This window comes from Marivivens marinus (assembly GCF_035969385.1).
GTDB lineage: Bacteria > Pseudomonadota > Alphaproteobacteria > Rhodobacterales > Rhodobacteraceae > SELP01.
In genome coordinates, this window is sequence record NZ_JAYKKJ010000006.1 from 141,486 (window position 1) to 165,394 (window position 23,909).

Here is a 23,909-nt window from a genome sequence, read left to right on the forward strand (position 1 = left end):
CCTAGCTTCTCCGGCCCGGGTTGAGCGAGGCGACTTCGCGCAGGCGGGCCCGGACGTTGCGTTCAGAGCCAAAGCCGTAACGCGCCCAGCCCAGACTGTCCAGACGCACGGCCCGCGCCTCATCCGCGCGGCCCATAAGGTCCAGCGCTTCGGCCTTGAACATCATCAGGGTCGCCAGTAGGGCCGCGTTTTCGTGGTCGCGAGCGATTGGGATCGCCTCATCCACGATGGCCAGCGTGCGGTTTCCATCGCCTGCCGACAGGGTATAGGCCGCCAGCTGGACCGCGACATGCGCCGTGTGCAGCCGGGTTTCATAGGACCGGCGATAGGCCCGGTCGGCCGCCTGGAACGCGCCACGGGCAAGGTTGGCGTCATTGCCGACCTGCAACCGCCCATAGGCGAACAGGGCAAAGCCTTCGCGGGTGCCGTGCCAATTGAAGGCGCGGCCAAGGTTGATCGCCTGTTCCGCGGCCTGTCGCCGCCGCGTGGGCGATGCCCCCGGTGACAGGGCGGTTTCGATCGCGTCGATCCAGTCGCGGCTGGTGTCGTTCATCGGACGGCCATAACCGATTTCGCCCGACGGGTTCAGCCGGGCCAGAAGCGCGGGCAGACGCGCCGCGACCTCGCCCCGGGTCATGCCGTTGCGCAGTTCGGGCGCATAGTAGGCCCGCAGGACCAGCATGTCGAAGCTGGTCAGAACCGCGTGGATATTGTCATCGTTGAAGACGCTGTCTGGCAGCCGGTAAAGATCGTTCAGCGGGCCAAGCGCTTGGGCGATTTCTTCGTGCAGACAGTCGCGGATTTCCTGCGGCGCCACGTCGGAGGGGACAAAGACCGTGGCCCTGTCGCGCCGTTCCAGCGTGGTCCAGTCGACCTGCGGGGTCCGGCGGAAGGCCTTGTATTCGTCCCAATTGGACACGCGCGGCACAACGAAACAGGCGGCGCGCGGAACAGCGCGCTGCAATTCCTCGCGCGGGATGGCCTGCACGGTGATCGACGCGGCACCGGCGCCGGTCATGAAGATGTCGATCCCGGCCTCGGCCCGGAAGCGGGACAGAAGGCCGCGCAGGTCGGGCACAAGGGTGCCGGGGACGTCACCGATGACCCGCACGCTGATCGGCCCTTCGAACCGGGTCAGGCGCGGCACCGGACGGCCGCTTTCCATGCGGAACGCAAGATCAAGGAAATCCTGGGCAATCTCGGAATTGGCGCGGGTGGCGGTGATGACCCGAGCCGCTGCAAAGGATCGCATCGGCGGCAGGGTATCTTCCTGCACCACGTTGCGCGTGGGCGGGGCGTTCTGGGGCATGGGCGCACAGGCGCTCAGGGCAGCAATGGCGGCGACGGCAAGTTTTCTCATGCCACCACCTGCCCTGCCGCTGCGGCGGGCCACATCTGAAATCGGTCACGTCGCGCCGTGCCCGCCCCGACAGAGGGCCGGGCGAAGTGGCGTTGGATGTCGACCGGCATGTTTGCCTTGGTCAAGTCCTGTCTCCTTACTGCTCACCTTGCCGTCCTGCCAACGGAGTGAGGCCGCAAGACGAACCAATCGGGGCAATCCAACGGCATTGTTGCGACAGCGTGGAGTAAACCGCCGGGACGGGGCGAAATCACCCGCCCGATGCCCCGCCCCCACAATTATCCGGCGACCGTGGCCGGAAGGACTCAGCCGCATTGTGGCGGGGTGTTCCCTCACCGCTAGATATGGGAAATCCGGCGACTTGGGGTCAGTTCGGCAGGCGCGCGGCGGCCAGAATGGGCCCCTGCCCGTCTTCCTGAATCAGGACGACCGCATGTTGCCCCTGCGCAGGTGGCAGGGTCAGGGTCAGGGGGGCGCGTCCCGTCCAACGTTCAACAATCTGCCAGCCGGTGACGATATTGGCATAGGCCAGCGTGCGGCCCGCATTTTCGCCGCGCCGGATCTCGACCTCGACCATGGGAAGGTAGCTGACGATCTGGACCACGGCGTTGCGCGGTGCGCCCTCGTGCCAGGTGGCGGACAGATGGACCCGCCCGCCGGACCGGCGCAGGTCGATGGTGACGGGATCGGACTGTTGGTCATGGGCGCGGATCAGGTCCATCAGGTCCATCCCCTTTGCCCCGACCACGTGGTCGACCCCACCCACAACGAATTGCGGGGTGTAGACGGTATTGGCCCCGGCAGCGCGGGCATAGCGGTGCTGTCGCGCGGTCCAGGCTGGGCTGCCGAAACTATCGGCCCAGCCGATGTAGTCCCAGTAGTCCACGTGCAGCGCCAGCGCGATGATATCGTCGCGCCTGGCCATCTCGGCCAGCATTTCATCGGCAGGCGGGCAGGACGAACAGCCCTGCGAGGTGAACAGTTCTACCACCACCGGCGAATCTTCAGCCATGGCACCACCCGCGATGGCGGTTGCCCCTGCGACAAGAATGGCCCGAATGGTCTGTATCATATCTCTAGCGTCCCGGCGGTTGTGCCCTTGCCCATCATGGGGCGCATCAAGGCTTAGACCAAGCCCGCTGTAATGGCCAATCAACCAATTGCGAGAGCGGCGCGAGGTTGTGCCCCTCTGCGGTTTACGCCCGATTCACCTCGCTTGCGCAAAATTGTGCACAATGGTATACAAAAAGGGCCTCACCCCCTTGATTGCCCGTCTGGCATGGTGCAGAAGCATGCCGACGCCCGCGCAAGACCCGGGCCATCCGCCACCAAAAGGGAGCCTCCCCGATGACCGTTACCGTTGGTAAAGACACCGCGAAAACCCGTAAGACACTCAAGGTCGGCGATCAGTCCGTCGCCTATTACTCGATCCCGGCCGCTCAGGCCGCGGGCCTTGGCGATTTTGACCGCCTGCCCGCCGCGCTGAAGGTGGTTCTGGAAAACCTGCTGCGGTTCGAAGACGACGGCTTTTCAGTCTCGGTCGATGATATCCGCGCCTTTGCCGACTGGGCCAAGAACGGCGGCAAGACCAACCGCGAAATCGCCTATCGCCCTGCCCGCGTGCTGATGCAGGATTTCACCGGCGTCCCGGCCGTTGTGGACCTTGCCGCGATGCGCGACGGGATCAAGGCGCTTGGCGGCGACGCCCAGAAGATCAACCCGCTGAACCCGGTCGACCTTGTCATCGACCATTCGGTCATGATCGACGAATTTGGCAACCCGCGCGCGTTCCAGATGAACGTGGACCGCGAATACGAACGCAACATGGAACGTTACCAGTTCCTGAAGTGGGGTCAGTCGGCCTTCAACAACTTCCGCGTCGTGCCGCCGGGCACCGGCATCTGCCACCAGGTGAACCTTGAATACCTGGCCCAGACCGTCTGGACCGATACCGACCAGAACGGCGAACTGGTCGCCTACCCCGATACGCTGGTCGGCACCGACAGCCACACCACCATGGTCAACGGCCTTGCCGTTCTGGGCTGGGGCGTCGGCGGGATCGAGGCTGAGGCCGCCATGCTGGGCCAGCCGATTTCCATGCTGATCCCCGAGGTCGTGGGTTTCAAGCTGACCGGTGAAATGGTTGAAGGCACCACAGCGACCGACCTTGTTCTGAAGGTCGTTGAAATGCTGCGCGCCAAGGGCGTTGTCGGCAAGTTCGTGGAATTCTACGGCGAAGGTCTGGACCGGCTGCCGCTGGCCGACCGGGCGACCATCGCCAATATGGCCCCCGAATATGGCGCCACCTGCGGCTTCTTCCCGATCGACGGCGAAACCCTGCGTTACCTGCGCCAGACCGGCCGCGACGAAGACCGGATCGCACTGGTAGAGGCCTATGCCAAGGAAAACGGGTTCTGGCGCGGCGACGATTACGCGCCGATCTACACCGATACGCTGGAACTGGACATGGGCACCATCGTCCCCGCGATTTCCGGCCCCAAGCGGCCGCAGGACTACCTGCCGCTGACCAATGCGAAAGAGGCCTTTGCCAAGGAAATGGCCGAGACCTTCAAGCGTCCGATGGACAAGGAAGTCGCCGTGAAAGGCGAAGATTACACCATGTCCTCGGGCAAGGTCGTAATCGCCTCGATCACCTCCTGCACCAACACCTCGAACCCCTATGTTCTGATCGGGGCCGGGCTTGTCGCCCGCAAGGCTCGCGCGCTGGGTCTGAACCGCAAACCCTGGGTCAAGACCTCGCTTGCCCCCGGCTCGCAGGTCGTGACCGAATATCTGGAGGCCGCAGGGCTGCAAGAGGATCTGGACGCCATCGGCTTCAACCTTGTCGGCTATGGCTGCACCACCTGTATCGGCAACTCCGGCCCGATCCAGAAGGAACTGTCCGAGGCGATTGCCGAGGGCGATCTGGTCGCCACCTCGGTCCTGTCGGGCAACCGCAACTTCGAAGGGCGGATTTCGCCCGACGTGCGCGCCAACTATCTTGCCTCGCCGCCGCTGGTCGTGGCCTATGCGCTGGCCGGGGACATGAACATCGACCTGACCAGCGAACCGCTGGGGCAGGACAAGGATGGCAATGATGTCTTCCTGAAAGACATCTGGCCGACCAACGCGGAAATCGCCGAACTGGTCGAAAAGACCGTGACGCGCGAAGCCTTCCTGAAGAAATACGCCGATGTCTTTAAAGGCGACGAAAAATGGCAGGGCGTGGAAGTGACCGGTGGCGAAACCTACGACTGGCCGCCGACCTCGACCTATATCCAGAACCCGCCCTATTTCCAGGGCATGGGCAAGGACGCGGGCGAGATCACCAATATCGAAGGCGCCAAGGTTCTGGCGATCCTTGGTGATATGGTCACGACCGACCACATCAGCCCCGCCGGGTCGTTCAAGGACACCACCCCGGCCGGGAAGTACCTGACCGACCGTCAGGTGGCCCCGCGCGAGTTTAACTCTTACGGGTCGCGGCGCGGCAACCACGAGGTGATGATGCGCGGCACCTTCGCCAACATCCGCATCAAGAACGAGATGCTGGACGGGGTCGAAGGCGGCTACACGAAGGGCCCGGACGGGTCGCAGATGGCAATCTATGACGCCGCCATGGCCTATGCCGAGGCCGGCACCCCGTTGGTGATATTCGCCGGTGAACAATATGGTGCCGGGTCGTCGCGTGACTGGGCCGCCAAGGGCACCGCGCTTCTGGGGGTCAAGGCTGTTATCGCCGAGAATTTCGAACGCATCCACCGGTCGAACCTCGTCGGTATGGGCGTCATCCCCTTCGAATTCACCGGCGGCGACACCCGCAAGTCGCTTGGCCTGACCGGGGAGGAGACCGTGTCGATCGAAGGTCTGGACGGGGTGAAGCCGCAGGATGTGGTGGCCTGCCATATCACAATGGGCGACGGCACCACCAAGACCATCCAGATCAAGTGCCGGATCGATACCGCGCCCGAGATCGAATACGTCGAGAACGGCGGCGTGCTGCACTACGTGCTGCGCAACCTTGCCAAGGCGTAACCCGCCGGGACAGAACAGGAAAAGGCCGCCTCTAGGGCGGCCTTTTTCGTTTGGGGGGCGGTGGGTTAAAACCCACCTTACGTGAGGGGCTCTGCCCCTCTGGCCCGTTCCGGGCCATTCACCCCGGGATATTTATTGACCCAAAAAAGGGGCCGGACTCAGCATCCATTCTTCTTTGGATTCCAAGCATCCTCTGGGGATCCGGGGGGCGAAGCGCCCCCGGGTAAGGTGGGTCTTGACCCACCGCCCCTAATTGCCCCCTAGCGCCTTTTCCAGTTCCGGGCGGAACCGCTGTTCGTAGTCGTCCCCAACAAGCGCGCCCTGAAACCGGTATAGGATCGTTCCCTCGCCATCGACGATGAAGGTTTCCGGCGGGGCGGTGACCCCCCAGTCAATCGAGGTCCGCCGCCGGGGGTCGAAGCCGTGGGCGAAGAACGGGTCGCCTTCTTCCGCCAGATAGGTCATCGCGTTGCCCTGCTGGTCGGCGAAATTAATGCCCGCGATGCGAAAGCCCTCGGCCTCCAGTGCCTCCAGCGTCGGATGTTCGGCCCGGCAGGGACCGCACCAGCTGGCCCAGAAGTTCACCAGCGTCAGATCGCCCCCGCGCAGGTCCGCATCAGTCAAGAGCGGCTTACCCGGCAGCCCCTCGGGCGCGACAGCGGGGGCCTCCTGCCCGATCAGGGCCGAGGGCAGGTCTTCTTCGTTCCCCCAGTAAAGCCCGCCAATGGCAAGCCCGGCCACGGCGGCGAAGATGATGGGGGGCAAAAGGACGAGTGGCGAGACCTTAGCCATCGGTCTTCTCCGCCCGGTCGAGCCGCGCCTTGGCAGCGCGCGCCTGCATCAGGCTGACCACGATCAGCGCCAGCAACAGCCCCACCGTCACTCCGTAGGAGGCCCAGACGTGAAAGGTATGTTTCCCGAAATCCAGCATCACGATGCCCCCCGGTTTGCCCGCGCTTCCAGCGCCATCGCCCGCCGCAGCCGGATTAGCGCGTTGGTCCGGATCAGCACGAGCGCGATGAAAAACAGAATGAACCCGCCCATCGACAGGACCGCAGGCCACCAGAAGGACGGGTCGATGTTGGTTTCCTTGTCGGCTGAGAAGGTGGCCGACTGGTGCAGCCCCTGCCCCCAGAAAATCGCGGCATAGCGCGACAGGACCGCGAAGACCGACCCGACGATGCACAGGACCGAGGTGAGGTCCGCGGCGGTGTCCTGATCCTCGATCGCGGCCCAGAGCGCGATGTAGCCGAGGTAGAACAGGAACAGGATCAGGAAAGAGGTCAGGCGCGGCTCCCATGCCCACCACGTTCCCCATGTGGGTTGCCCCCAGATCGCCCCGGTGGCCAGACCGATCAGGGTCATCACCGCGCCGATGGGGGCCGCCGCCCGCGCGGCCAGCGCCGATACGTGATGCCGCCGCACCAGCCAGATCAGCGAGGTGACAAGCATCATGAACCAGGCGTTGATCGCCATCAGGACCGAGGGCACGTGCACGAAGAGGATCTTCACCGAATGTTCGAAATTCTCGGCGGCGGGCGTCAGGAACAGCCCCCAGCCAAGCCCGGCAAGGATCAGCCCGAAGGATGCCCAGGACACCCACGGAATGATCGGCGTTGTCGTCGCCATGAATTTCTTAGGGTTCGCGTATTCCCAGATCGACATATGGTCCTCGACAGGTTTAGCGCAGGTTGACCCGAAGGGCCGCCGCACTTGCAAAAGGCAAAAGCGCGAAGGCCCCCGCCGTGATCCCCGCCAACATGGTCAAAGGCACGGCGGTTGCCAAGCCCTCTGCCCCGCGACGAACGGCCTCTGCCCCGAAGATCAGGGTCGGCACATATAGCGGCAGCACCAGAAGCGACATCAAAAGCCCACCCCGCTTGATCCCCACCGTCAGCGCCGCGCCGAAAGTGCCGATCATCGACAGCGCGGGCGTGCCAAGCGCGAGCGAGAAAAAGAGGAAGCCATAGGCCTCGGGCGCGAGATGCAGCAGGAAGCCAAGCGCCGGGGCGGCGAGTGTCAGCGGCAAGCCGGTGGTCAGCCAATGGGCCAGCGCTTTCATCAGCGCGGCCCCTTCCAGAGGCAGCGGCGAGGTGGCCAGCAGCGCGAGCGACCCGTCTTCGTGGTCCAGCGCGAAGATCCGGTCCAGCGACAGAAGCGCCGCGAGAAGCGCCGCGACCCACAGGATACCGGGCGCGATCCGGGTCAGGATATCCTGCTCGGGCCCCACGCCGAAGGGGACCAGCACCACGACAATCAGAAAGAAGGCCAGCCCAAGGCCAAACCCGCCCCCGGCCCGCACCGCCAGCCGCAAATCCCGGATCAGAAGCGCGATCACAGGAACGCCTCGTCACTGGCGCCGGACATGGTGGCAGAGGCCTTGAACGGGGTCAGGTCCAGGACCGGCGCGTCCAGCCCAAGGTCGATATGGGTGGCGATCACAGCGATGCCGCCCGCCGCCAGATGGGTCTCCCGCAGGTAGTCTGCAAAAAGCCCGACAGAGCGTGTGTCGAGCGACACCGTCGGCTCGTCCAGAAACAGAACCTTGCGCCCGATCACCCCCAGCCGCGCCAGTCCCAGTCGCCGTTTCTGCCCGGCGGAGAGGGTTCCGGCGGCCCGCAGGCGCAGGGCGGTCAGATCAAAGGCGTCATAGACCGTGTCCGGGACGGCGCTGCCATACAGCTGCGCCCAGAAGGTGAGGTTTTCCTCGACAGTCAGCGTTGCCTTGATGCCGTCGGCGTGGCTGGCATAGGCGGCCTCTTCCTCGGGCAGGTCGATGGTGCCCGCCAGTGCCGGTTGCAGCCCGGCCAGCGTGCGTAGAAGGGTTGTCTTGCCGATCCCGTTCGGCCCGCGCAGGACAAGCGCCTGACCAGCGTCCACCGCAAAACTGACCCGGTCCAGAACGGGGATACCGCCACGGGCGCAGGACAGGTCAGTGACGGTCAGGCGTGTCATGGTCTGGGCATACCCCATGCGCGTGGCCCCGGAAAGATCAGACCGGGATCAGCGCCAATCCGACGCGGCGTCCTTCGGACAGAAGCACGTTGTAGGTGCGGCAGGCGGCGGGGCTGGCCATGGGTTCGATGGCCACCTCCGCCGCATCCAGATCGGCCTGAAAGCCCTTGGGCAGATAGGCCATATCGGCCCCGGTGCCGACAAAGATCACGTCGACGATGTCCTTGGCCGCGATCAGGGCTGCGGCATCCTCGAACCCGTCCCAGGGGGCGATGCCGTTGGGCAGAACGAGGATCGGCCCTTCATAGACCTGTCCCCCCATGCGAAAGAAGCCGGGGCCATAGCCTTCGACCGGAACCGCATCGGTATAGACAACCTCGTTCAGCCGCATTGCCTTGCCCCCTGCCCGCGATCAGGCGTCGATATCCATGAACTGGTTGCCCGTCGGTTTCTTGTCCTTGGACCAGTCGCGTTTGACGCCCAGCATCAGCACGATGTTCTTGGCCACATAGATCGACGAATAGGTGCCGACCACGATGCCCCATGTGATGGCAAAGACAAAGCCACGGATCACATCGCCGCCCAGCACCAGAAGCGCGATCAGCGCGATCAGCGTGGTGCCGGAGGTCATCAAGGTCCGGGCCAGCGTTTCGTTGGCCGACAGGTTCAGCACCTCGCGCAGCGGCTTGACCTTGTACTTGATCAGGTTTTCACGCACCCGGTCGAAAACGACCACGGTATCGTTGATCGAATAACCGACGATGGTCAGAAGCGCCGCGATAATCGCAAGGTCGAACCGGATCTGGAAGGCCGAAAAGATGCCGATGGTCAGGATCACGTCATGGAACAGCGCGGCGACGGCGCCGACCGCGAACTGCCATTCAAACCGTAGCCAGATATAGAACAGGATCGCGATGAGGGCGGCGCTGACCGCCATGATCGCCTTTTGGATCAGCTCTCCGGACACTTTCGGACCGACGCTTTCGACCGACGGGAAGGTGATCGACGGGTCCACCGTCTGAAGCGCGGCCTCGACCGCCTCGATCGTGTCGGCGGCAACACTTTCATCGCCTTCCTGCGCCTGAATGCGGATCATTGCCACGTGCTGGTCTTCGTCAAAGGTCGGATCGAAGACTTCGGTGATCGACACATCCCCCAGCCCCAGCGGCTCGATCGCGGCGCGATAGGCGCCGGTGTCGACGGCCTGCGTGGACTGGGTGCGGATCGTGGTGCCGCCCAGAAAGTCGATGCCATAGTTCAGCCCCATGCTGAAGAACAGGGCGACCGAGAGGATCATCGCAAGGACGGAGGCCCCAAAGGTCGGTTTGGCGACCTTGAAGAAATCGAAGTTGGTATGTTCGGGAACCAAACGTAGACGCATGGGATCAGACCTCGATTTTCTTGGGACGACGGCGCTGGAACCACCAGACGATCAGCAGGCGGGTCACGAAGATCGCCGAGAAGACCGAGGTGAGAATGCCCAGACCCAGCGTGGTGGCAAAGCCACGCACCGGGCCGGAGCCCACGACCCAAAGGATCGCCGCCGTGATGAAGGTGGTGATGTTGGCGTCCAGAATGGCGGACAGCGCCCGTTCATAGCCCAGTTCGATGGCCCGCGCCGGGCCCTTGGCCGTACGCAGTTCTTCGCGGATACGTTCATAGACCAGCACGTTGGCGTCCACAGCCATACCGATGGTCAGAACGATCCCTGCGATCCCCGGTAGGGTCAGTGTCGCGCCCAGCACCGAAAGCGCCCCGAACAACAGGGCCACGTTGATCATCAGCGCAAGGTTGGCGAACCAACCGAACAGCCCGTAGGACAGCGCCATGAACAGGATCACGGCGGCCATGCCGACGATGGCCGCGATCTTGCCCGCCGCGACACTGTCAGCGCCCAGTTCCGGCCCGATGGTCCGTTCTTCAAGGAACACCAGTTCCGCCGGCAGGGCACCCGCCCGCAGAAGCACCGCAAGGTTGGTCGATTCCTCAACCGTGAAATTCCCGGTGATCTGACCGGACCCGCCCCGGATCGGCTCGTTGATGCGCGGCGCGCTGATCACCTCGTCATCCAGCACGATGGCAAAGGGGGCGCCGACGTTCTCGGCCGTATAATCCCCGAATTTCCGAGCACCTGTTCCGTTAAACCGGAAGTTGACCGAAGGCCGCCCGTTCTGGTCGAACGACGGCTGCGCATCGGTCAGCTCTTCGCCCGTTACGACGGGGGTGCGCTCCAGCACGTAGAACACTCCCTCCTCTTCCAGCGAGGGAAGCAGTTCCTCGGTCGCCGAAGTGATCGTGTTCTCATCTGTTGTGCGACGCACGACGGGCTGGAAGGTCAGCTGTGCGGTGGCGCCGATCCAGCCCTTCAGCTCCTGCGCCGATTTCGCGCCGGGCACCTGGATCAGAATCCGGTCCGCGCCCTGCCGCTGGATCGCGGGTTCGCGGGTGCCTGCGGCGTCGATCCGGCGGCGGATGATCTCCAGCGCCTGATCTACGGTGCGGTCAGCGGTGGCGGCCATTTCCGCCTCGGACAGGCGGATGGTCAGGACCGGGCCGTCGATGGACACGACGATGTTCGATGCCCCTGCCCCGGTCAGCGACACCACAGGCTGGGCCAGACCGCGCACGATCTCAAGCGCGCGGGCCGCGCCATCCTGTTCCGAAATCCGGACGACCAGCAGGTCCTCGGGGCTTTCCTCGCGGGTCACAAAACCCACTGTATCGCGTTCCGCGGCCAGCGCATCGCGCACCTCGGGCCACATGTTTTCCAACATCGAGGCATAGACGTCCGCAACCTGCACCTCGGCCAGCAGATGCGCGCCGCCGCGCAGGTCCAGACCAAGGTTCACCAGCCCGTCGGGCAGGAACGACGGCCAAAGCGCGGCCTCGGCCTCCAGATCCGCGTTGCTAAAACCGGCGTCGATCAGCACGCGCGCGTCACTGGCGCGTTCGACCCGTTCGTAGAACAGGTTCGGCGCGGAAAACAGGATGCCCGCGGCGCAGACAAGAACGATCACGGCCTGCTTGAACTTGGAAAACTGCAGCATGGATGCCCCCGGACGGGTTGGTGTCGGATCAGCCCTTGGCCGGTTCGGTCTTGTTCAGGACCTGGGCGATGGTGCCCCGGACGACGCGGACGCTGACGCCCTGCGCGATCTCGACCTCGACCTCGTTTTCGCCGTCCTTGACCTTGGTCACCTTGCCGATGACACCGCCCTGGGTGACGATCTGATCGCCCCGGCGCAGGGCCGCGACCATCTGCTGGTGGTCCTTCAGCTTCTTCTGCTGCGGACGGATCAGGAGGAAGTACATGATCCCGAAAACGAGGATCAGCGGAATGATGGATTCAAAGCCCTGCATGGCGGCGTTTTTCCCTTTTCTTGGTCCGGCGAAGGGGCCCTTCGCCAAAGTCGGCGCACGTTACGGCGGGGACAGGGGAATGGCAACCACGGCCCAACCCGAAAACCCACCATATCTTGCGCGTGACCGGCATATATGCAGGAGTTTGACAACCGGAAGGGGTAAGGGGTGCGACATTGGGAACCGAGAGCCTGTTTCAACTGACATTTCCACCGGTAACGGTGCTGGATACCGTGGTCTGGACACTGCTGGCGGTCGTGGCCGGGTGCCTGTGGATCTACCTTTGGATTTCCGCAAGCGCCCGTCAGGACCAATCCAAGCGGCTGGGCAGCCTTTTTGGCATGTCGCCGGGTATCGCGGTGGCGATCACGGTGATCATCGCCCCGCTGTTCCTTGCGGCCCTCGCCGCGTCCTTTTCCGTCCTATTGCGAACGGTGGTGAACCCTTCGCTGGCCACCGGGCTGGGGACAGGCGCCCTGATCGCCGCCACGCTGGGGGCCCCCTTCCTGATCTGGCGCAGCATCGTGGCGCAGAAGACCGTCGATCACGCAGCAAAGAGCCTGTTCAACGACAAGATCAACGCGGCCGTACAGGACCTCTATGCACAGCGACAGGTGACCAAGGTCGACAAGCGGAACAAGGGGCAAATGTTCAACGCGTGGCAAGACGATGTGGTCAAACGAAACGCCGCCATCGACCGGCTGTTCGGTTTGGCCGAGGAAGCAGCCGACAAAGACCCCAAGGAAGTGCACCGCATCGCGTCGATGCTGTCGGTCTATGTGCGGGAGTTGTCAAAGGAACCTGACCTGCGCGCCAAAACTCCGCCCAAAGGCGCGAGCCCGCAGGAAATGCGTGACTGGGCGCGCAACTTGGAAATCGCGCGATCGGACATGGAAAAGGCGGTGCAAACCCTTGGCAAGTTGCGGAGATTGATCGCAGAAGATGTCGACAAGGCAAAGATAGACCTACGGGACGCCAACCTGCAAAGGATGGACCTCCAGTCGCTCGATTTCGTCGCCGCAAATCTGCGTAGGGCGAAGTTGCAGGGGGCGAACCTCTTCTTGGCGGAGTTGCAGGGGGCAAACCTCTCCGGGGCGGAGTTGCAGGGGGCAGACCTCTCCGGGGCGGAGTTGCAGGGGGCAAACCTCATCTGGGCGGAGTTGCAGGGGGCAAACCTCATCAGGGCGGAGTTGCAGGGGGCAAACCTCTCCGAGGCGAAGTTCGATGATGCAACCAACCTCACAGCGGCTACTCTTCGAGGTGCCGCTGTGAGGTTGGTTGATGATACCACCATAGCACGATTGAGGTCATTCTTCGACGACATCTTCGCCGATGGGGGCCTGTTTGGCCAAGATGACAGCAACAGGACCCTTCCCAATGGCGCGGACTGGCCGGACCATTGGCCAAGGGAAGAGCTCGATTTCGGAGATTTCCTCAAGGCTTGGCGCGCGTGGCAATGCACCCTTGATCCACCTTTGCCGCCGGAGGCTTTGCCGGAGGACGGTTAGGACCGGGCCCGGACCGGGGTGGGCGATTTGAAGGTGGGGCTGCTGTGCTTTATCGAGCCACGTCCTCTGACCGTTGGTTTTTCCTGCGCCATCGCCATACGCCCGCCCGAGGGGCGGGACGGGCGCGGTCCGGGCTGGTCGCCCGGACCATCCGGGGGCCAACCGTCGCGCCCCTTCATCCCCCCTTCCCCGTCCTGCCAAATCCGTGCATAAGCGCGCCCATCTGAAAAACACATCAAAGGACCGGACCCATGCATGACATCCGCACCATCCGCGACAATCCCGCCGCTTTCGACGCGGCGCTGTCTCGTCGTGGGATCGCGGGCATGTCGTCCGAGATCCTCGCGCTGGACGAGGCCCGCCGCGCCCTGATCCACGCCGCAGAGACCGCGCAGGCCGAACAGAACAAGGCCTCCAAAGAGGTCGGCGCCGCCAAGGCCCGGGGGGATGAGGCGGAATTCGAGCGCCTGCGCGCGCTGGTGGCCGAAAAGAAGGCCGAGATTGCCCGCATGACCGAGGAAGCCAAGGAAAAGGACGCGGCCCTGACCGACCTTCTTCTGGGCATCCCGAACCTGCCCTATGACGACGTGCCCGATGGCGCGGACGAGGCCGACAACGTGGAAATCCGCCGCTGGGGCACGCCGCGCAATTTCGCCTTTGACCCGGTCGAGCATTACGAGATCCCCGCCGCAAAACCCGGCATGGATTTCGAGACCGCGGCGAAACTGTCGGGCAGCCGCTTCGTGCTGCTGAACGGCGCGATGGCGCGTCTGCACCGGGCGCTGGCGCAGTTCATGATCGACTTTCATGTCGAAAACCACGGGTTGTCGGAAACCATCACCCCCGTGCTGGTGCGCGAGGATATGATGGTAGGCACCGGGCAATTGCCCAAATTCGGCGAGGACAGCTATCAGACCACAAACGGCTGGTGGCTGATCCCCACGGCCGAGGTGACGCTGACCAATATCGTGAACGGCGACACGGTTGACGAGGCCACCCTGCCCCGCCGCTACGTTGCCCATACCCAGTGTTTCCGGTCTGAGGCCGGCAGCGCGGGCCGCGATACATCCGGCATGTTGCGCCAGCACCAGTTCGAGAAGGTCGAGATGGTGTCGATCACCCACCCCGACCAGTCCGAGGCGGAACACGACCGGATGACCGGCTGTGCCCAGGCTATCCTTGAGGCGCTGGAACTGCCCTACCGCACGGTCGTCCTGTGCACCGGCGACATGGGCGCGGGCGCCCGCCGCACCCATGATATCGAGGTTTGGCTGCCGGGGCAGAACACCTACCGCGAGATTTCGTCGGTTTCGACCTGTGGGGATTATCAGGCCCGCCGGATGAACGCCCGGTTCAAGCCTGCCGATGGCGGCAAGCCGCAGTTCGTGCATACGCTGAACGGGTCCGGGCTGGCCGTGGGCCGGACGCTGATCGCGGTGCTGGAGAACGGGCAGCAAGAGGACGGGTCGGTCGCCCTGCCCGCCGCGCTGCACCCCTACCTGCGGGGCAAGACGCGGATCACGGCAGAAGGCCAGATGGTCTGACAGTAAAGGGGGCCGCGGCCCCCTTTTTTCATCCACTCCTGCAACTCCGGCCTTCTGCAAGGAAGGCCACGCGCCGACCGCCCCCCAGGGCGGCGCGTTCCGCGCCACCCGCGGTCAGCTTGGGGCATAGTTTGTTTGTGGCTACTTTTTCTCGCCCTTGCCCAGGTGCTTCTTCAGCCGCGAGGGCTGCTTGTTCTTGCGGCCTTTGAACGGGTTCTTGTCACCCTGATCGCGCAGGAACAGGCGGATCGGCGTGCCGGGCATGTCAAAATCGTCCCGCAACCCGTTGATAAGATACCGGGAATAGCTATCCGGCACCTTGTCGGGATGCGACGTCATCACGACAAACGCAGGCGGGCGAGTCCGCACCTGGGTCATGTAGCGCATCTTGATCCGCTTGCCCTGTGGCGCGGGCGGCGGGTGCTGTTCCAGCATGCCGATCAGCCAGCGGTTCAGCTGGGCGGTGGTCACGCGGCGGTTCCAGACATCATGGGCCTTCATGATCGCCTGCTGCAGCCGGTCCAGCCCCTTGCCCGTCTTGGCCGACACGGTGACCAACGGCGCGCCGCGCAACTGCGGCAGAAGCTTTTCGAAGGAGGCGCGCAAGTCTTTCAGCTTGTCCTGCTTTTCATCCTCCAGATCCCATTTGTTTACGGCCACCACGACCGCCCGACCCTCTCGCTCGGCAAGGTCGGCGATGCGCAGGTCCTGCTGTTCAAAGGGGATTTCGACGTCCAGAAGGACCACCACGACCTCGGCGAATTTTACCGCACGAAGACCATCGGAAACCGAGAGTTTCTCCAGCTTTTCCTGAACCTTGGCCTTCTTGCGCATACCGGCGGTGTCGAAGATGCGCATCGGGACAGGGTCCCCGTCGCGGCCTACCCATTCTGTCTGAACCGAGATCGCGTCGCGGGTGACACCGGCCTCTGGCCCGGTCAACAGGCGTTCTTCGCCGATGATCTTGTTGATCAGGGTGGATTTGCCAGCGTTCGGGCGGCCAACCACGGCGATTTGCAGTGGCTTTTCCCGGGTGGGCACGCGCGGGCCCATATCCTCGTCATCCTCGTCGATCTCGACATCGGTTTCGGGGGCCTCGCTGGCGTGCTTTTCGGCGAATTCATCGGCCAGCGGCATCAGCACCTGCAACAGGTCGGTCATCCCTTCGCCATGTTCAGCCGACAGGCGGATCGGTTCGCCCAGCCCCAGCGCATAGGCTTCCAGCAGCCCCGCCTCGCCCGCGCGGCCCTCGGCCTTGTTGGCCGCAAGCAGCACATGGGCGTTCTTCTTGCGCAGGATATCGGCAAAGACCTCGTCCGTCGGGGTGACGCCAACACGGGCATCGATCAGGAACAGGCAGACATCGGCCATTTCCACCGCCCGTTCCGTCAGCCGCCGCATCCGGCCCTGAAGGCTGTCATCGGTGGCTTCTTCCAGTCCGGCGGAATCGATCACCGTGAACCGCAGATCGCCCAGCCGCGCCTGCCCTTCGCGCAGGTCGCGGGTCACCCCCGGCTGGTCGTCCACCAGCGCGAGCTTCTTGCCCACAAGGCGATTGAACAGCGTCGATTTGCCCACATTGGGGCGGCCGACGATTGCAAGGGTAAAGGTCATGGTCGCGGGTCCGGATAAATTCAGACCCGCCCTCTATACCATTCGCAGCCTAACGGAAAGCCAGCAGTTGGCCGCGCGTGTTCAGCAGATACAGGACCTGCCCCGCCACAACCGGATTGGAGGCAGCGCCGCCTGGGATTTCCACCTGCCCGATCAGCGCACCAGAGGCCGGATCGAACTGCCGCAGCGCCCCGTCGGACGAGGCGACGATCACCCGTCCGCCCGCGATGATTGGGCCGAAATGCGCGTAGAGGGTTTTTTGCCGCCGTTCCCGGCCTTCTTCAAATGTCGGCATTTGGACCCGCCAGACGACCGACCCATCGCCGGAATCCATCCGCACCAATTCGTTGCGGTCATTGACGAAGAACAGGCTGTCGCCCGCGGGCCAGACTGGGCCGACGGCCCCTTCGGTCGCGGTCCAGAGCCGGTCGCCGGTTGCGGCTTCCATCGCAACCACCCGGCCCGAGGAATTGCCGACATAAAGACGGTTTCCAACCACCACCGGATCGGCGGCGATATCGGACACGGTCGATGCCGCGCTGCCAAGCCGCTGCCCGGTCACGACCGAGGACCAGCGCCGCAAGCCGCCACGCGGGAAGGCGGCCAGAACTTCGCTGCTGGGGAAGGGGAAGTAGGCCAGTTCATCGGTCACGGCCACCCCGGCCCCACCCGAGAAGCCGGATGCAGAGGGCGCGCCGTCAATGGTCCAGCGAATGCGGCCTGTATCCGCCTCGATCGCCCAGGCGCGGCTGTCGCGGGCCACGAGGTAGACCAGCCCATCCCGCACCGTGGGGGCAGACCCGCCCGGCGCGTCAAGGTTCTGGGTCCAAAGCTCGGCCCCAGTCTGCGCATCAAGCGCGGTCAGTTCGCCAAAACCGGTCGCCACGAACAACGTGCCCCCGGCAAACGCAATACCGCCGCCCGAGGCAGAGGAGGTCGAGTCGTAGCCCGGTGTCACATCGCGCGACCAAAGCGCCGCGCCGTTGGTGCCGGTCGCGGTGACCGTGGCACGGGAATCAAGCGTATAGACCACGCCCCCAGCGACCACCGGATCGGCGGTGATGCGGGCACGACGGCTGTTGCCCTCGCCCACGTTGACCTGAAATGCCAGTTGCAGGGCCGATCCCAGCGCCGGGTGCCCCGCCACATGGGTCGGGCCGCCGTTGCGATGGGTCCAATCAGCGTTCGTCGTCGCCTCGGGCAGGCGCAGCGGGCGGGTTTCGTTCACAGCGGCCTCAGGCGCGCCGACCATGCCTTCGCGCAGATCGACCCGTTCACCGGGCAGGATCACATCGCGTTCGGCGCAGCCTGCCAGCAAGACCAGCGAAAGGGCCGCCGTCGAAAAGAACCTGTTGATCGTCACTGCCTGTGCCCCCTCTTGGCCATGCGCCACTTCGAACCGCTATTGGTCGGTTCCGGCAACCTCTGCCGGGCTGGCCAGTTCCAGTTCGCCGCCCAGCGCCACAATCAAGCCTCCGGCCCGGTCGCGCAAGCCCCGCGTTGCGCCTGCATCTTCGCGAATGGCCCGCAAATCGGCCAGGGCAGCGTCAACCTCGCCCATTTCGATCCGGGCTAGGGCGATCTGTTCCTGTGCCAGAAGCGACAGCGGCGCACCGGGGCGGGCCAGCGGTTCCAGCGCGGTGATCCGGTCGGCGGGGGCGGTCGTGCCCACCTCTGCCAGAACGGCCTTGAACCCGGCGATGTCGCGGTAGATCGGCGCGACTTCTGCATCGTTTGCAAGCGCGCGCAGCGTTTCGGCCGACGCGGCGGCGTCGCCTGCGTTCTGTTGTTCTGCGGCCAACAAGAAGGCGGTCGCCACGCCCGACGGCAGGTCGGCCAGGGCCGCGACCCGGTCGGCACTTTCATTGGCGGAAAGCGCGGCATAGATCGCGTCACCCTTGGCCTGTGCAGCGGCAGCACTTGTGGCGCGCTGGTATTCGGTCCAGGCCGCGCCGCCGACCAATCCGACGACCAGCACGGCGGCGATCCAGCCGTACTTTTTGAAATAAGCGAACAGTTGGTCTCGGCGGACCTCTTCGGTCACTTCGTCGATAAAGCTCTCGGGGTTGCTCACGCCAATACTCTCCGCTCGGGCAATTCTTCGGGACCGTCTTATCGTGAAGCGGCGGGCAATGCCAAGACCCGCGTCATCGCGCGGCCACGCCCCGCCAAACGCCCAAATCTGTTGCACCTCTGCGCCACCTTGCCGCTAATTCATGAAAACTCTAATCTGAACCGGTTAGTTTAGCGTATCGGATGCATCAAACGCTTGCGACTCGGCCCCAGTGACATAAGTCAACGGTCAGCCACCGCCCATGTGAACACCGCTTCGAAGTCAAAGGTCCGACCACCCATGAAGATCATGCCCATCCTGACCGCCATCCTAGTCTCGGCTGTCCTTTATCTTGGTATTTTCGAACGTGACCGGCTGTTGGGCTTTGCGGGGCTGGATGGCGCGGAACCCGAGGTCGCGGCCGAGGAGGCCGTTGCCGAAGAGGTCGCCGAGGGTGATCTGATCAAGGTCGTAGTGCAAACGTCTTCGGCGCGTGAAGTTGACAACGCGGTCATCCTGCGGGGCCAGACCGAGGCCGCCCGCGAGGTGGAAGTGCGGGCCGAAACCTCGGGCCTCGTGATTTCCGATCCGCTGCGGAAAGGGGCAAGCGTGTCCGAGGGCGATCTGCTGTGCGAATTAAACCCCGGCACCCGCGCCGCCGGTCTGGCCGAAGCGCAGGGGCGTCTGGCCGAGGCCCGGTCGCGACTTCCCGAGGCGCAGGCCCGTCTGCCCGAAGCGCAGGCCCGCCGGGGCGAGGCGGAATCGCGCCTGACCGAGGCGGAGTCGCGGCTGGAAGAGGCCCGCGCCCGCCTGCAAGAGGCCCAAATCAATTATGACGCCGCCGAAAAGCTGTCCGAGGACGGGTTCGCATCGGAAACCCGTTTGGCCAATGCCGAGGCGGCCCTGTCGGCAGCCCGTGCCGGGGTGACATCCGCACAGGCCGCGGTTGAAGGGGCCCGCGCCGGGATCGTCAGCGCCGAGGCCGGGATCGAAGGTGCCCGCGCCGCAGAGGAAAGCGCCCGCGCTGGGATCGCGTCGGCGGAAGCCGGGGTTGCCAGCGCTGAAAAGGAATTGGACCGGCTGCGGATCACCGCGCCCTTTGCCGGCCTTCTGGAAACCGACGCTGCCGAACTGGGTGCGCTGCTGCAACCGGGCAGCCCCTGCGCCACGATCGTGCAGCTGGACCCGATCAAGCTGGTGGGCTTCGTTCCCGAAACCGACGTCGCCAAGATCGAGGTCGGCGCGATGGCAGGTGCGCGGCTGGTGTCAGGACAAGAGGTGCGCGGGCAGGTGACCTTTATTTCCCGGTCCGCCGATCCGACCACACGCACCTTCCGGGTCGAGGTGAGCGTGCCCAACCCCGACCTTGCGATCCGGGACGGCCAGTCGGCGGATATCCTTGTGGCCGCCGCGGGCCGGTCGGCGCACCTATTGCCGCAATCGGCACTGACCCTGAACGACGAAGGGCTATTGGGGCTTCGTATCATCGAAGAGGGCAACGTTGTCCGCTTCATCGAGGTGGAGCTTCTGCGTGACACAATAGACGGGGTTTGGGTCACCGGGCTGCCGGAGACGGTGGACGTGATTGTTGTCGGACAGGAATTCGTCATTGACGGGGTCGTTGTCGCCCCGACCTACCGCGAGGCGAACGGATGACCGGTATCGTAGATTGGGCCGCGTCCCGGGCGCGGATGGTTCTGGCCTTCATCGCCCTGTCCATCGCGGCGGGGTGGTTCGCCTATACCGGCCTTCCCAAAGAAGGCGAGCCGGATATCGAGATCCCGGCCCTATTCGTGTCGGTCCCCTTCCCCGGCATTTCGGCGGAAGACGCCGAAAGCCTGCTGGTCAAGCCTATGGAAACCGAGCTTGCCGATCTCGACAACCTGAAGACCATGACCGCGACCGCCGCCGAAGGCTATGCCGGTGTCGCGCTTGAGTTCGAGTTCGGCTGGGACAAATCGCAGGCCATGGCCGATGTCCGCGACGCGATGAACGCGGTCGAGGCCTCGTTCCCGTCGGGCGCCGAAAGCTATTCGATCAACGAGATCAACTTTTCCGAATTCCCGATCATCATCGTCAACCTGACCGGTGACGTGCCCGAACGGACCCTGATCCAGATTGCCAAGGATCTTCAGGACCGGCTGGAAGGGCTTGAACCGGTTCTGAAGGCGCAACTGACCGGCCAGCGGGACGAGATGCTTCTGGTCGAAATCGACCCGCTGAAGCTGGAGGCCTATAACGTCACCGCCGGGGAGCTGATCAACGTCGTCACCCAGAACAACCTTCTGGTCGCCGCGGGCGAGGTATCCAGTGCGCAGGGCACTTTCGCGGTTACGATCCCCTCGTCCTTCGACGAACCGCAGGACGTCTATAACTTGCCGGTCAAGACCAATGGCGACCGGGTGGTGACCCTTGGCGATCTGGCCACGATCCGCCTGACCTTCGAGGACCGCGAAAGCACGGCCCGATTCAACGGCGTCAACACCGTGGCCCTTCAGGTGGTCAAGCGGAAGGGGTTCAACGTCATCGACACCGCCGAAATGATCCGCGCGGCGGTGGACGAAGCCCGCGCGGACTGGCCCGAAAACATGCAGATCGCGGTCGAGGTCGGCACCTCGAACGACCAAAGCCGCAACGTGGCGTCGATGGTCAGCCAATTGGAAGGCTCGGTCCTGACCGCCATCGCGCTGGTGATGGTCGTGGTCCTTGCGGCCCTTGGCACACGGCCCGCGCTTCTGGTGGGTTTTGCAATCCCGACGTCTTTCCTGCTGACCTTTGCCCTTTTGGCGGTCATGGGCGTGTCGATTTCCAACATCGTCATGTTCGGCCTGATCCTTGCGGTCGGGATGCTGGTGGACGGGGCCATCGTGGTGGTGGAATACGCTGACAAGCGCATCCGCGAAGGCATCGGCCCGATGCACGCCTATGTGGACGCGGCCAAGCGGATGTTCTGGCCCATCGTGTCGTCGACCGCGACGACGCTTTGTGCCTTCCTGCCGATGCTGTTCTGGCCCGGCGTCGCAGGCGAATTCATGGGCATGCTGCCTGTGACGATCATCTTCGTCCTCTCGGCCTCGCTGGTGGTGGCCTTGATCTACCTGCCGGTCATGGGCGGGGTCACCGGCCGGATGAGCCGCCTGTTCGGCCGCTATTCCGACGCCCTGCGCGCGCGCCTGCCCTGGGCCGTGCGCGCGGTTCTGGTGATTCCATCGATATTCGTGACCTACTCGGGCGCGATGCTGACGCTGAACCCGGGTTACTTCTCGGGCGCGGCAAGCCAGACCGACGGGGGCGGGTCCTCTGTTCCGGGCATGGCGCTGTTCGTGCTGGGCGCGATCATGGTGTCGATCACCGTGGGGTCGATCCGGCTGAACCGCCAGCAGAAGCGGATCAAGGCGGGCTACCGCCGGTCGCCCTTTGGCTGGGTGATCCATGCCATCGCGGGCAACCCCGTCATGCCGCTGGTGTCGATCGGGGCGATCACCTTCCTCGTGATCTCGGTCTTCACTTACTTTGGGGCGAACAACAACGGCGTCGAATTCTTCACCGAAAACGAACCAGAGCAATCCATCGTCTATGTGCAGGCACGCGGCAACCTGTCGCTTGAGGAGAAAGACGCGCTGGTGGCACAGGCCGAACAGGTGGCCCTGTCACAGCCGGGCGTGCAGACCGTCTTTGCCTTTGCCGGTGCGGGCGGGCTGAACCAGAATACCGCCGGAGCCTCGGGCCCCACCGATGCAATCGGGCAGTTGCAGCTGGAACTGGTGCCGTGGGAAGACCGCGCTGCCTATTCCCGCGAAACCGGTATTCCTCTGACAGATCTGGACGGGGATGTGATCATTGCCCAACTGCAAGACCGGCTCAGCCAAATCCCCGGCATCCGGACCGAGACCCTGAACCTTGCGATGGGTCCGGGCGCGGTGAAACCGATCCACCTGCGCCTGAAGGGCGACAACTGGCAGGAACTGCTCGACACCACGCAGGTCGTTCGTGACTACCTCGACGGGCTGGAGGCTGTGACCCAGACCGAAGACAGCCGCCCCCTGCCCGGCATCGACTGGGAAATCAGCGTCGACGTGGAAAAGGCCGGCCGGTTCGGGGCCGATGTGGCCACCGTCGGTGGCATGGTGCAGCTTGTGACGCGCGGCATCCTTCTGGATACGATGCGGGTCGACACCTCGGACGAAGAGATCGAGATCCGCGTTCGCCTGCCGGAAGAGGATCAGGTCCTGTCGACCCTGTCGAGCCTCAAGGTGCGGACCGCTTCGGGCCTTGTGCCCCTGTCGAACTTCATCACCATCACGCCGGTGCCGACGCTGGCCCAGATCAACCGGATCGATCAACAGCGGTATTTCGACGTGAAAGCCGGGGTTGAAACCGGTCTGGTCAAGCTGACCGATGCTGAAACCGGCGCCTCCCGGATCATCCCCGAAGCCGATTATGACGCCGACGAAGGTTTGAAGGCACAGGTGACCGCCGGGGACCTGACGCTTGCGGTGGTCAACGGCAACGAACGGATCGAGGTCATCCAGGAGTGGCTGGACACGCCGGGCAACCTGCCCGCCGGGGTCAGCTATGAATGGGCGGGCGATCTGGCCGACCAGAGCGAATCCACGGCCTTCCTGCAAACCGCCTTCATGGGGGCGCTGGGGCTGATGTTCATCATCCTGCTGGCCCAGTTCAACAGCTTCTACAACTCGGTCCTCGTGCTGCTCGCGGTGATCCTGTCTACCACCGGGGTGCTGATCGGGATGCTGGTCATGGATCAGGCGTTCTCGGTCATCATGACCGGCACCGGGATTGTGGCGCTGGCTGGGATCGTGGTGAACAACAACATCGTGCTGATCGACACCTATCAGGAATACCGGCAATACATGCCCCGGACCGAGGCGATCACCCGCACCGCCGAGGACCGCATCCGCCCGGTGCTTCTGACCACGATCACCACCATGGCGGGCCTGACCCCGATGATGTTCGGCCTCAGCCTTGATTTCTGGAACGGCGGCTATTCCATCGACAGCCCGACGGCGCTGTGGTGGAAACAGCTGGCCACTGCGGTCGTTTTTGGCCTTGGGATCGCGACCTTTCTGACGCTGATCTTCACGCCCTCGATGCTGGCGGTGCGGGTCTGGGTGACCACCTATGCCGAATGGGCGTCGATGCTGGCCGCGAAACTGTCGATGGGCCGGACCAGCCGCGCCGCCCGCGACTGGGCCCTGTCCAAAGCGGCGAAGCGGGTCCGGACACCGGAAATCATCTGGACGCCCGAACTGATGCCCGTACCGGAACCCGCGCCGGAAGAGGTGCCCGAGGAACCGACACAGGAAGCCGCGAACCAGCCCGAGCCTGCCAAGGCAGAGGCCGAAAAACCCGCCGGGAAAAAACCGCCGCTGTGCGCCGCCGAGTAACCGGTAAGGTGGGTCTCGACCCACCACCCGGCCCCGCAATCAATTGGGCCTCAACTATCTCAAAGAGGCCTC

The 23,909-nt window shown here is 64.2% G+C and carries 20 protein-coding genes; 5 read left to right on the top strand and 15 right to left on the bottom strand.

The window, feature by feature from the left end; translation table 11 throughout:
• Position 1: 1 nt before the first annotated feature.
• From U3648_RS11350 to U3648_RS11360, 3 genes are all read right to left on the bottom strand, one after another.
• Positions 2-1,360, bottom strand: a complete 1,359-nt coding sequence (locus tag U3648_RS11350; RefSeq protein WP_420859340.1) for a DUF2927 domain-containing protein — start codon at positions 1,358-1,360, stop codon at positions 2-4.
• The gene (locus U3648_RS11355; RefSeq protein ID WP_420859341.1) at positions 1,357-1,485 is read right to left on the bottom strand and encodes a hypothetical protein; all 129 of its coding nucleotides are present in this window, start codon (positions 1,483-1,485) and stop codon (positions 1,357-1,359) included. Before U3648_RS11355 ends, U3648_RS11350 begins: the two co-directional genes overlap by 4 nt.
• Positions 1,486-1,727: 242 nt before the next feature.
• Positions 1,728-2,372, bottom strand: coding sequence for a DUF1223 domain-containing protein (locus tag U3648_RS11360; RefSeq protein WP_420859342.1), 645 nt, complete (start codon positions 2,370-2,372; stop codon positions 1,728-1,730).
• A 335-nt stretch (positions 2,373-2,707) separates the two neighbouring features.
• Here U3648_RS11360 and acnA point away from each other — a divergent pair, with 335 nt between their 5' ends.
• A complete protein-coding gene (acnA, locus tag U3648_RS11365; RefSeq protein WP_420859343.1) occupies positions 2,708-5,395 on the top strand; it encodes an aconitate hydratase AcnA in 2,688 nt (895 codons plus the stop codon).
• A 249-nt stretch (positions 5,396-5,644) separates the two neighbouring features.
• Here acnA and U3648_RS11370 read toward each other — a convergent pair whose 3' ends face one another.
• From U3648_RS11370 to yajC, 9 genes are read right to left on the bottom strand one after another with little or no spacing between them, the layout of a single operon-like run.
• A complete protein-coding gene (locus tag U3648_RS11370; RefSeq protein ID WP_420859344.1) occupies positions 5,645-6,187 on the bottom strand; it encodes a DsbE family thiol:disulfide interchange protein in 543 nt (180 codons plus the stop codon).
• Positions 6,180-6,326: a heme exporter protein CcmD gene (gene ccmD / locus U3648_RS11375; RefSeq protein ID WP_420859345.1), complete on the bottom strand. Its 147-nt coding sequence runs from the start codon at positions 6,324-6,326 to the stop codon at positions 6,180-6,182. Before ccmD ends, U3648_RS11370 begins: the two co-directional genes overlap by 8 nt.
• Complete coding sequence (ccmC, locus tag U3648_RS11380; protein WP_420859346.1) at positions 6,326-7,060, bottom strand: heme ABC transporter permease CcmC; 735 nt, start codon at positions 7,058-7,060, stop codon at positions 6,326-6,328. The genes ccmD and ccmC overlap by 1 nt, the downstream gene beginning before the upstream one ends.
• Positions 7,061-7,076: 16 nt before the next feature.
• Positions 7,077-7,733: a heme exporter protein CcmB gene (gene ccmB / locus U3648_RS11385; RefSeq protein ID WP_420859347.1), complete on the bottom strand. Its 657-nt coding sequence runs from the start codon at positions 7,731-7,733 to the stop codon at positions 7,077-7,079.
• A complete protein-coding gene (gene ccmA, locus U3648_RS11390) occupies positions 7,730-8,350 on the bottom strand; it encodes a heme ABC exporter ATP-binding protein CcmA (protein WP_420859348.1) in 621 nt (206 codons plus the stop codon). Before ccmA ends, ccmB begins: the two co-directional genes overlap by 4 nt.
• 37 nt (positions 8,351-8,387) lie before the next feature.
• The gene (locus U3648_RS11395) at positions 8,388-8,741 is read right to left on the bottom strand and encodes an Mth938-like domain-containing protein (RefSeq protein WP_420859349.1); all 354 of its coding nucleotides are present in this window, start codon (positions 8,739-8,741) and stop codon (positions 8,388-8,390) included.
• A gap of 21 nt (positions 8,742-8,762) precedes the next feature.
• Positions 8,763-9,731, bottom strand: a complete 969-nt coding sequence (secF, locus tag U3648_RS11400) for a protein translocase subunit SecF (RefSeq protein ID WP_420859350.1) — start codon at positions 9,729-9,731, stop codon at positions 8,763-8,765.
• Positions 9,732-9,735: 4 nt separating this feature from the next.
• Positions 9,736-11,397, bottom strand: a complete 1,662-nt coding sequence (secD, locus tag U3648_RS11405; protein WP_420859351.1) for a protein translocase subunit SecD — start codon at positions 11,395-11,397, stop codon at positions 9,736-9,738.
• A gap of 28 nt (positions 11,398-11,425) precedes the next feature.
• Positions 11,426-11,710, bottom strand: a complete 285-nt coding sequence (gene yajC / locus U3648_RS11410; RefSeq protein ID WP_420859352.1) for a preprotein translocase subunit YajC — start codon at positions 11,708-11,710, stop codon at positions 11,426-11,428.
• 176 nt (positions 11,711-11,886) lie between these two features.
• Here yajC and U3648_RS11415 point away from each other — a divergent pair, with 176 nt between their 5' ends.
• Both U3648_RS11415 and serS read left to right on the top strand, forming a co-directional pair.
• Positions 11,887-13,218 carry a pentapeptide repeat-containing protein gene (locus tag U3648_RS11415; protein WP_420859353.1) on the top strand — a complete coding sequence of 444 codons (1,332 nt, stop codon included), beginning with the start codon at positions 11,887-11,889 and terminating at the stop codon, positions 13,216-13,218.
• A gap of 251 nt (positions 13,219-13,469) precedes the next feature.
• On the top strand, positions 13,470-14,762 hold the full coding sequence (gene serS / locus U3648_RS11420; protein WP_420859354.1) for a serine--tRNA ligase: 1,293 nt from the start codon (positions 13,470-13,472) through the stop codon (positions 14,760-14,762).
• A gap of 141 nt (positions 14,763-14,903) precedes the next feature.
• On the opposite strand, the gene der is transcribed toward serS, so the two are convergent.
• Genes der through U3648_RS11435 form a run of 3 tightly spaced genes read right to left on the bottom strand, consistent with a single transcriptional unit; the run spans position 14,904 to position 18,450 of the window.
• Positions 14,904-16,376 (bottom strand): ribosome biogenesis GTPase Der, encoded by a 1,473-nt coding sequence (gene der / locus U3648_RS11425; protein ID WP_420859355.1) that lies wholly within the window; start codon positions 16,374-16,376, stop codon positions 14,904-14,906.
• A 49-nt stretch (positions 16,377-16,425) separates the two neighbouring features.
• Positions 16,426-17,739 carry a PQQ-like beta-propeller repeat protein gene (locus U3648_RS11430; protein ID WP_420859356.1) on the bottom strand — a complete coding sequence of 438 codons (1,314 nt, stop codon included), beginning with the start codon at positions 17,737-17,739 and terminating at the stop codon, positions 16,426-16,428.
• A gap of 39 nt (positions 17,740-17,778) precedes the next feature.
• Positions 17,779-18,450: a hypothetical protein gene (locus U3648_RS11435; protein WP_420859357.1), complete on the bottom strand. Its 672-nt coding sequence runs from the start codon at positions 18,448-18,450 to the stop codon at positions 17,779-17,781.
• A 279-nt stretch (positions 18,451-18,729) separates the two neighbouring features.
• Between U3648_RS11435 and U3648_RS11440 the strand changes: the two genes are divergently transcribed.
• Both U3648_RS11440 and U3648_RS11445 read left to right on the top strand, forming a co-directional pair.
• On the top strand, positions 18,730-20,085 hold the full coding sequence (locus tag U3648_RS11440) for an efflux RND transporter periplasmic adaptor subunit (RefSeq protein WP_420859358.1): 1,356 nt from the start codon (positions 18,730-18,732) through the stop codon (positions 20,083-20,085).
• Positions 20,082-23,837 carry an efflux RND transporter permease subunit gene (locus U3648_RS11445; RefSeq protein WP_420859359.1) on the top strand — a complete coding sequence of 1,252 codons (3,756 nt, stop codon included), beginning with the start codon at positions 20,082-20,084 and terminating at the stop codon, positions 23,835-23,837. The genes U3648_RS11440 and U3648_RS11445 overlap by 4 nt, the downstream gene beginning before the upstream one ends.
• The last annotated feature ends 72 nt before the right edge of the window (positions 23,838-23,909 follow it).

Coding starts and splice junctions, on each gene's coding strand:
- U3648_RS11360 (WP_420859342.1), bottom strand. CDS start 2,372: ATGGCTGAAGATTCGCCGGTGGTGGTAGAACTGTTCACCTCGCAGGGC.
- ccmD (WP_420859345.1), bottom strand. CDS start 6,326: ATGCTGGATTTCGGGAAACATACCTTTCACGTCTGGGCCTCCTACGGA.
- secD (WP_420859351.1), bottom strand. CDS start 11,397: ATGCTGCAGTTTTCCAAGTTCAAGCAGGCCGTGATCGTTCTTGTCTGC.
- acnA (WP_420859343.1), top strand. CDS start 2,708: ATGACCGTTACCGTTGGTAAAGACACCGCGAAAACCCGTAAGACACTC.
- U3648_RS11445 (WP_420859359.1), top strand. CDS start 20,082: ATGACCGGTATCGTAGATTGGGCCGCGTCCCGGGCGCGGATGGTTCTG.
- ccmA (WP_420859348.1), bottom strand. CDS start 8,350: ATGACACGCCTGACCGTCACTGACCTGTCCTGCGCCCGTGGCGGTATC.
- U3648_RS11440 (WP_420859358.1), top strand. CDS start 18,730: ATGAAGATCATGCCCATCCTGACCGCCATCCTAGTCTCGGCTGTCCTT.
- yajC (WP_420859352.1), bottom strand. CDS start 11,710: ATGCAGGGCTTTGAATCCATCATTCCGCTGATCCTCGTTTTCGGGATC.
- ccmC (WP_420859346.1), bottom strand. CDS start 7,060: ATGTCGATCTGGGAATACGCGAACCCTAAGAAATTCATGGCGACGACA.
- serS (WP_420859354.1), top strand. CDS start 13,470: ATGCATGACATCCGCACCATCCGCGACAATCCCGCCGCTTTCGACGCG.
- U3648_RS11350 (WP_420859340.1), bottom strand. CDS start 1,360: ATGAGAAAACTTGCCGTCGCCGCCATTGCTGCCCTGAGCGCCTGTGCG.
- secF (WP_420859350.1), bottom strand. CDS start 9,731: ATGCGTCTACGTTTGGTTCCCGAACATACCAACTTCGATTTCTTCAAG.
- der (WP_420859355.1), bottom strand. CDS start 16,376: ATGACCTTTACCCTTGCAATCGTCGGCCGCCCCAATGTGGGCAAATCG.
- U3648_RS11370 (WP_420859344.1), bottom strand. CDS start 6,187: ATGGCTAAGGTCTCGCCACTCGTCCTTTTGCCCCCCATCATCTTCGCC.
- U3648_RS11395 (WP_420859349.1), bottom strand. CDS start 8,741: ATGCGGCTGAACGAGGTTGTCTATACCGATGCGGTTCCGGTCGAAGGC.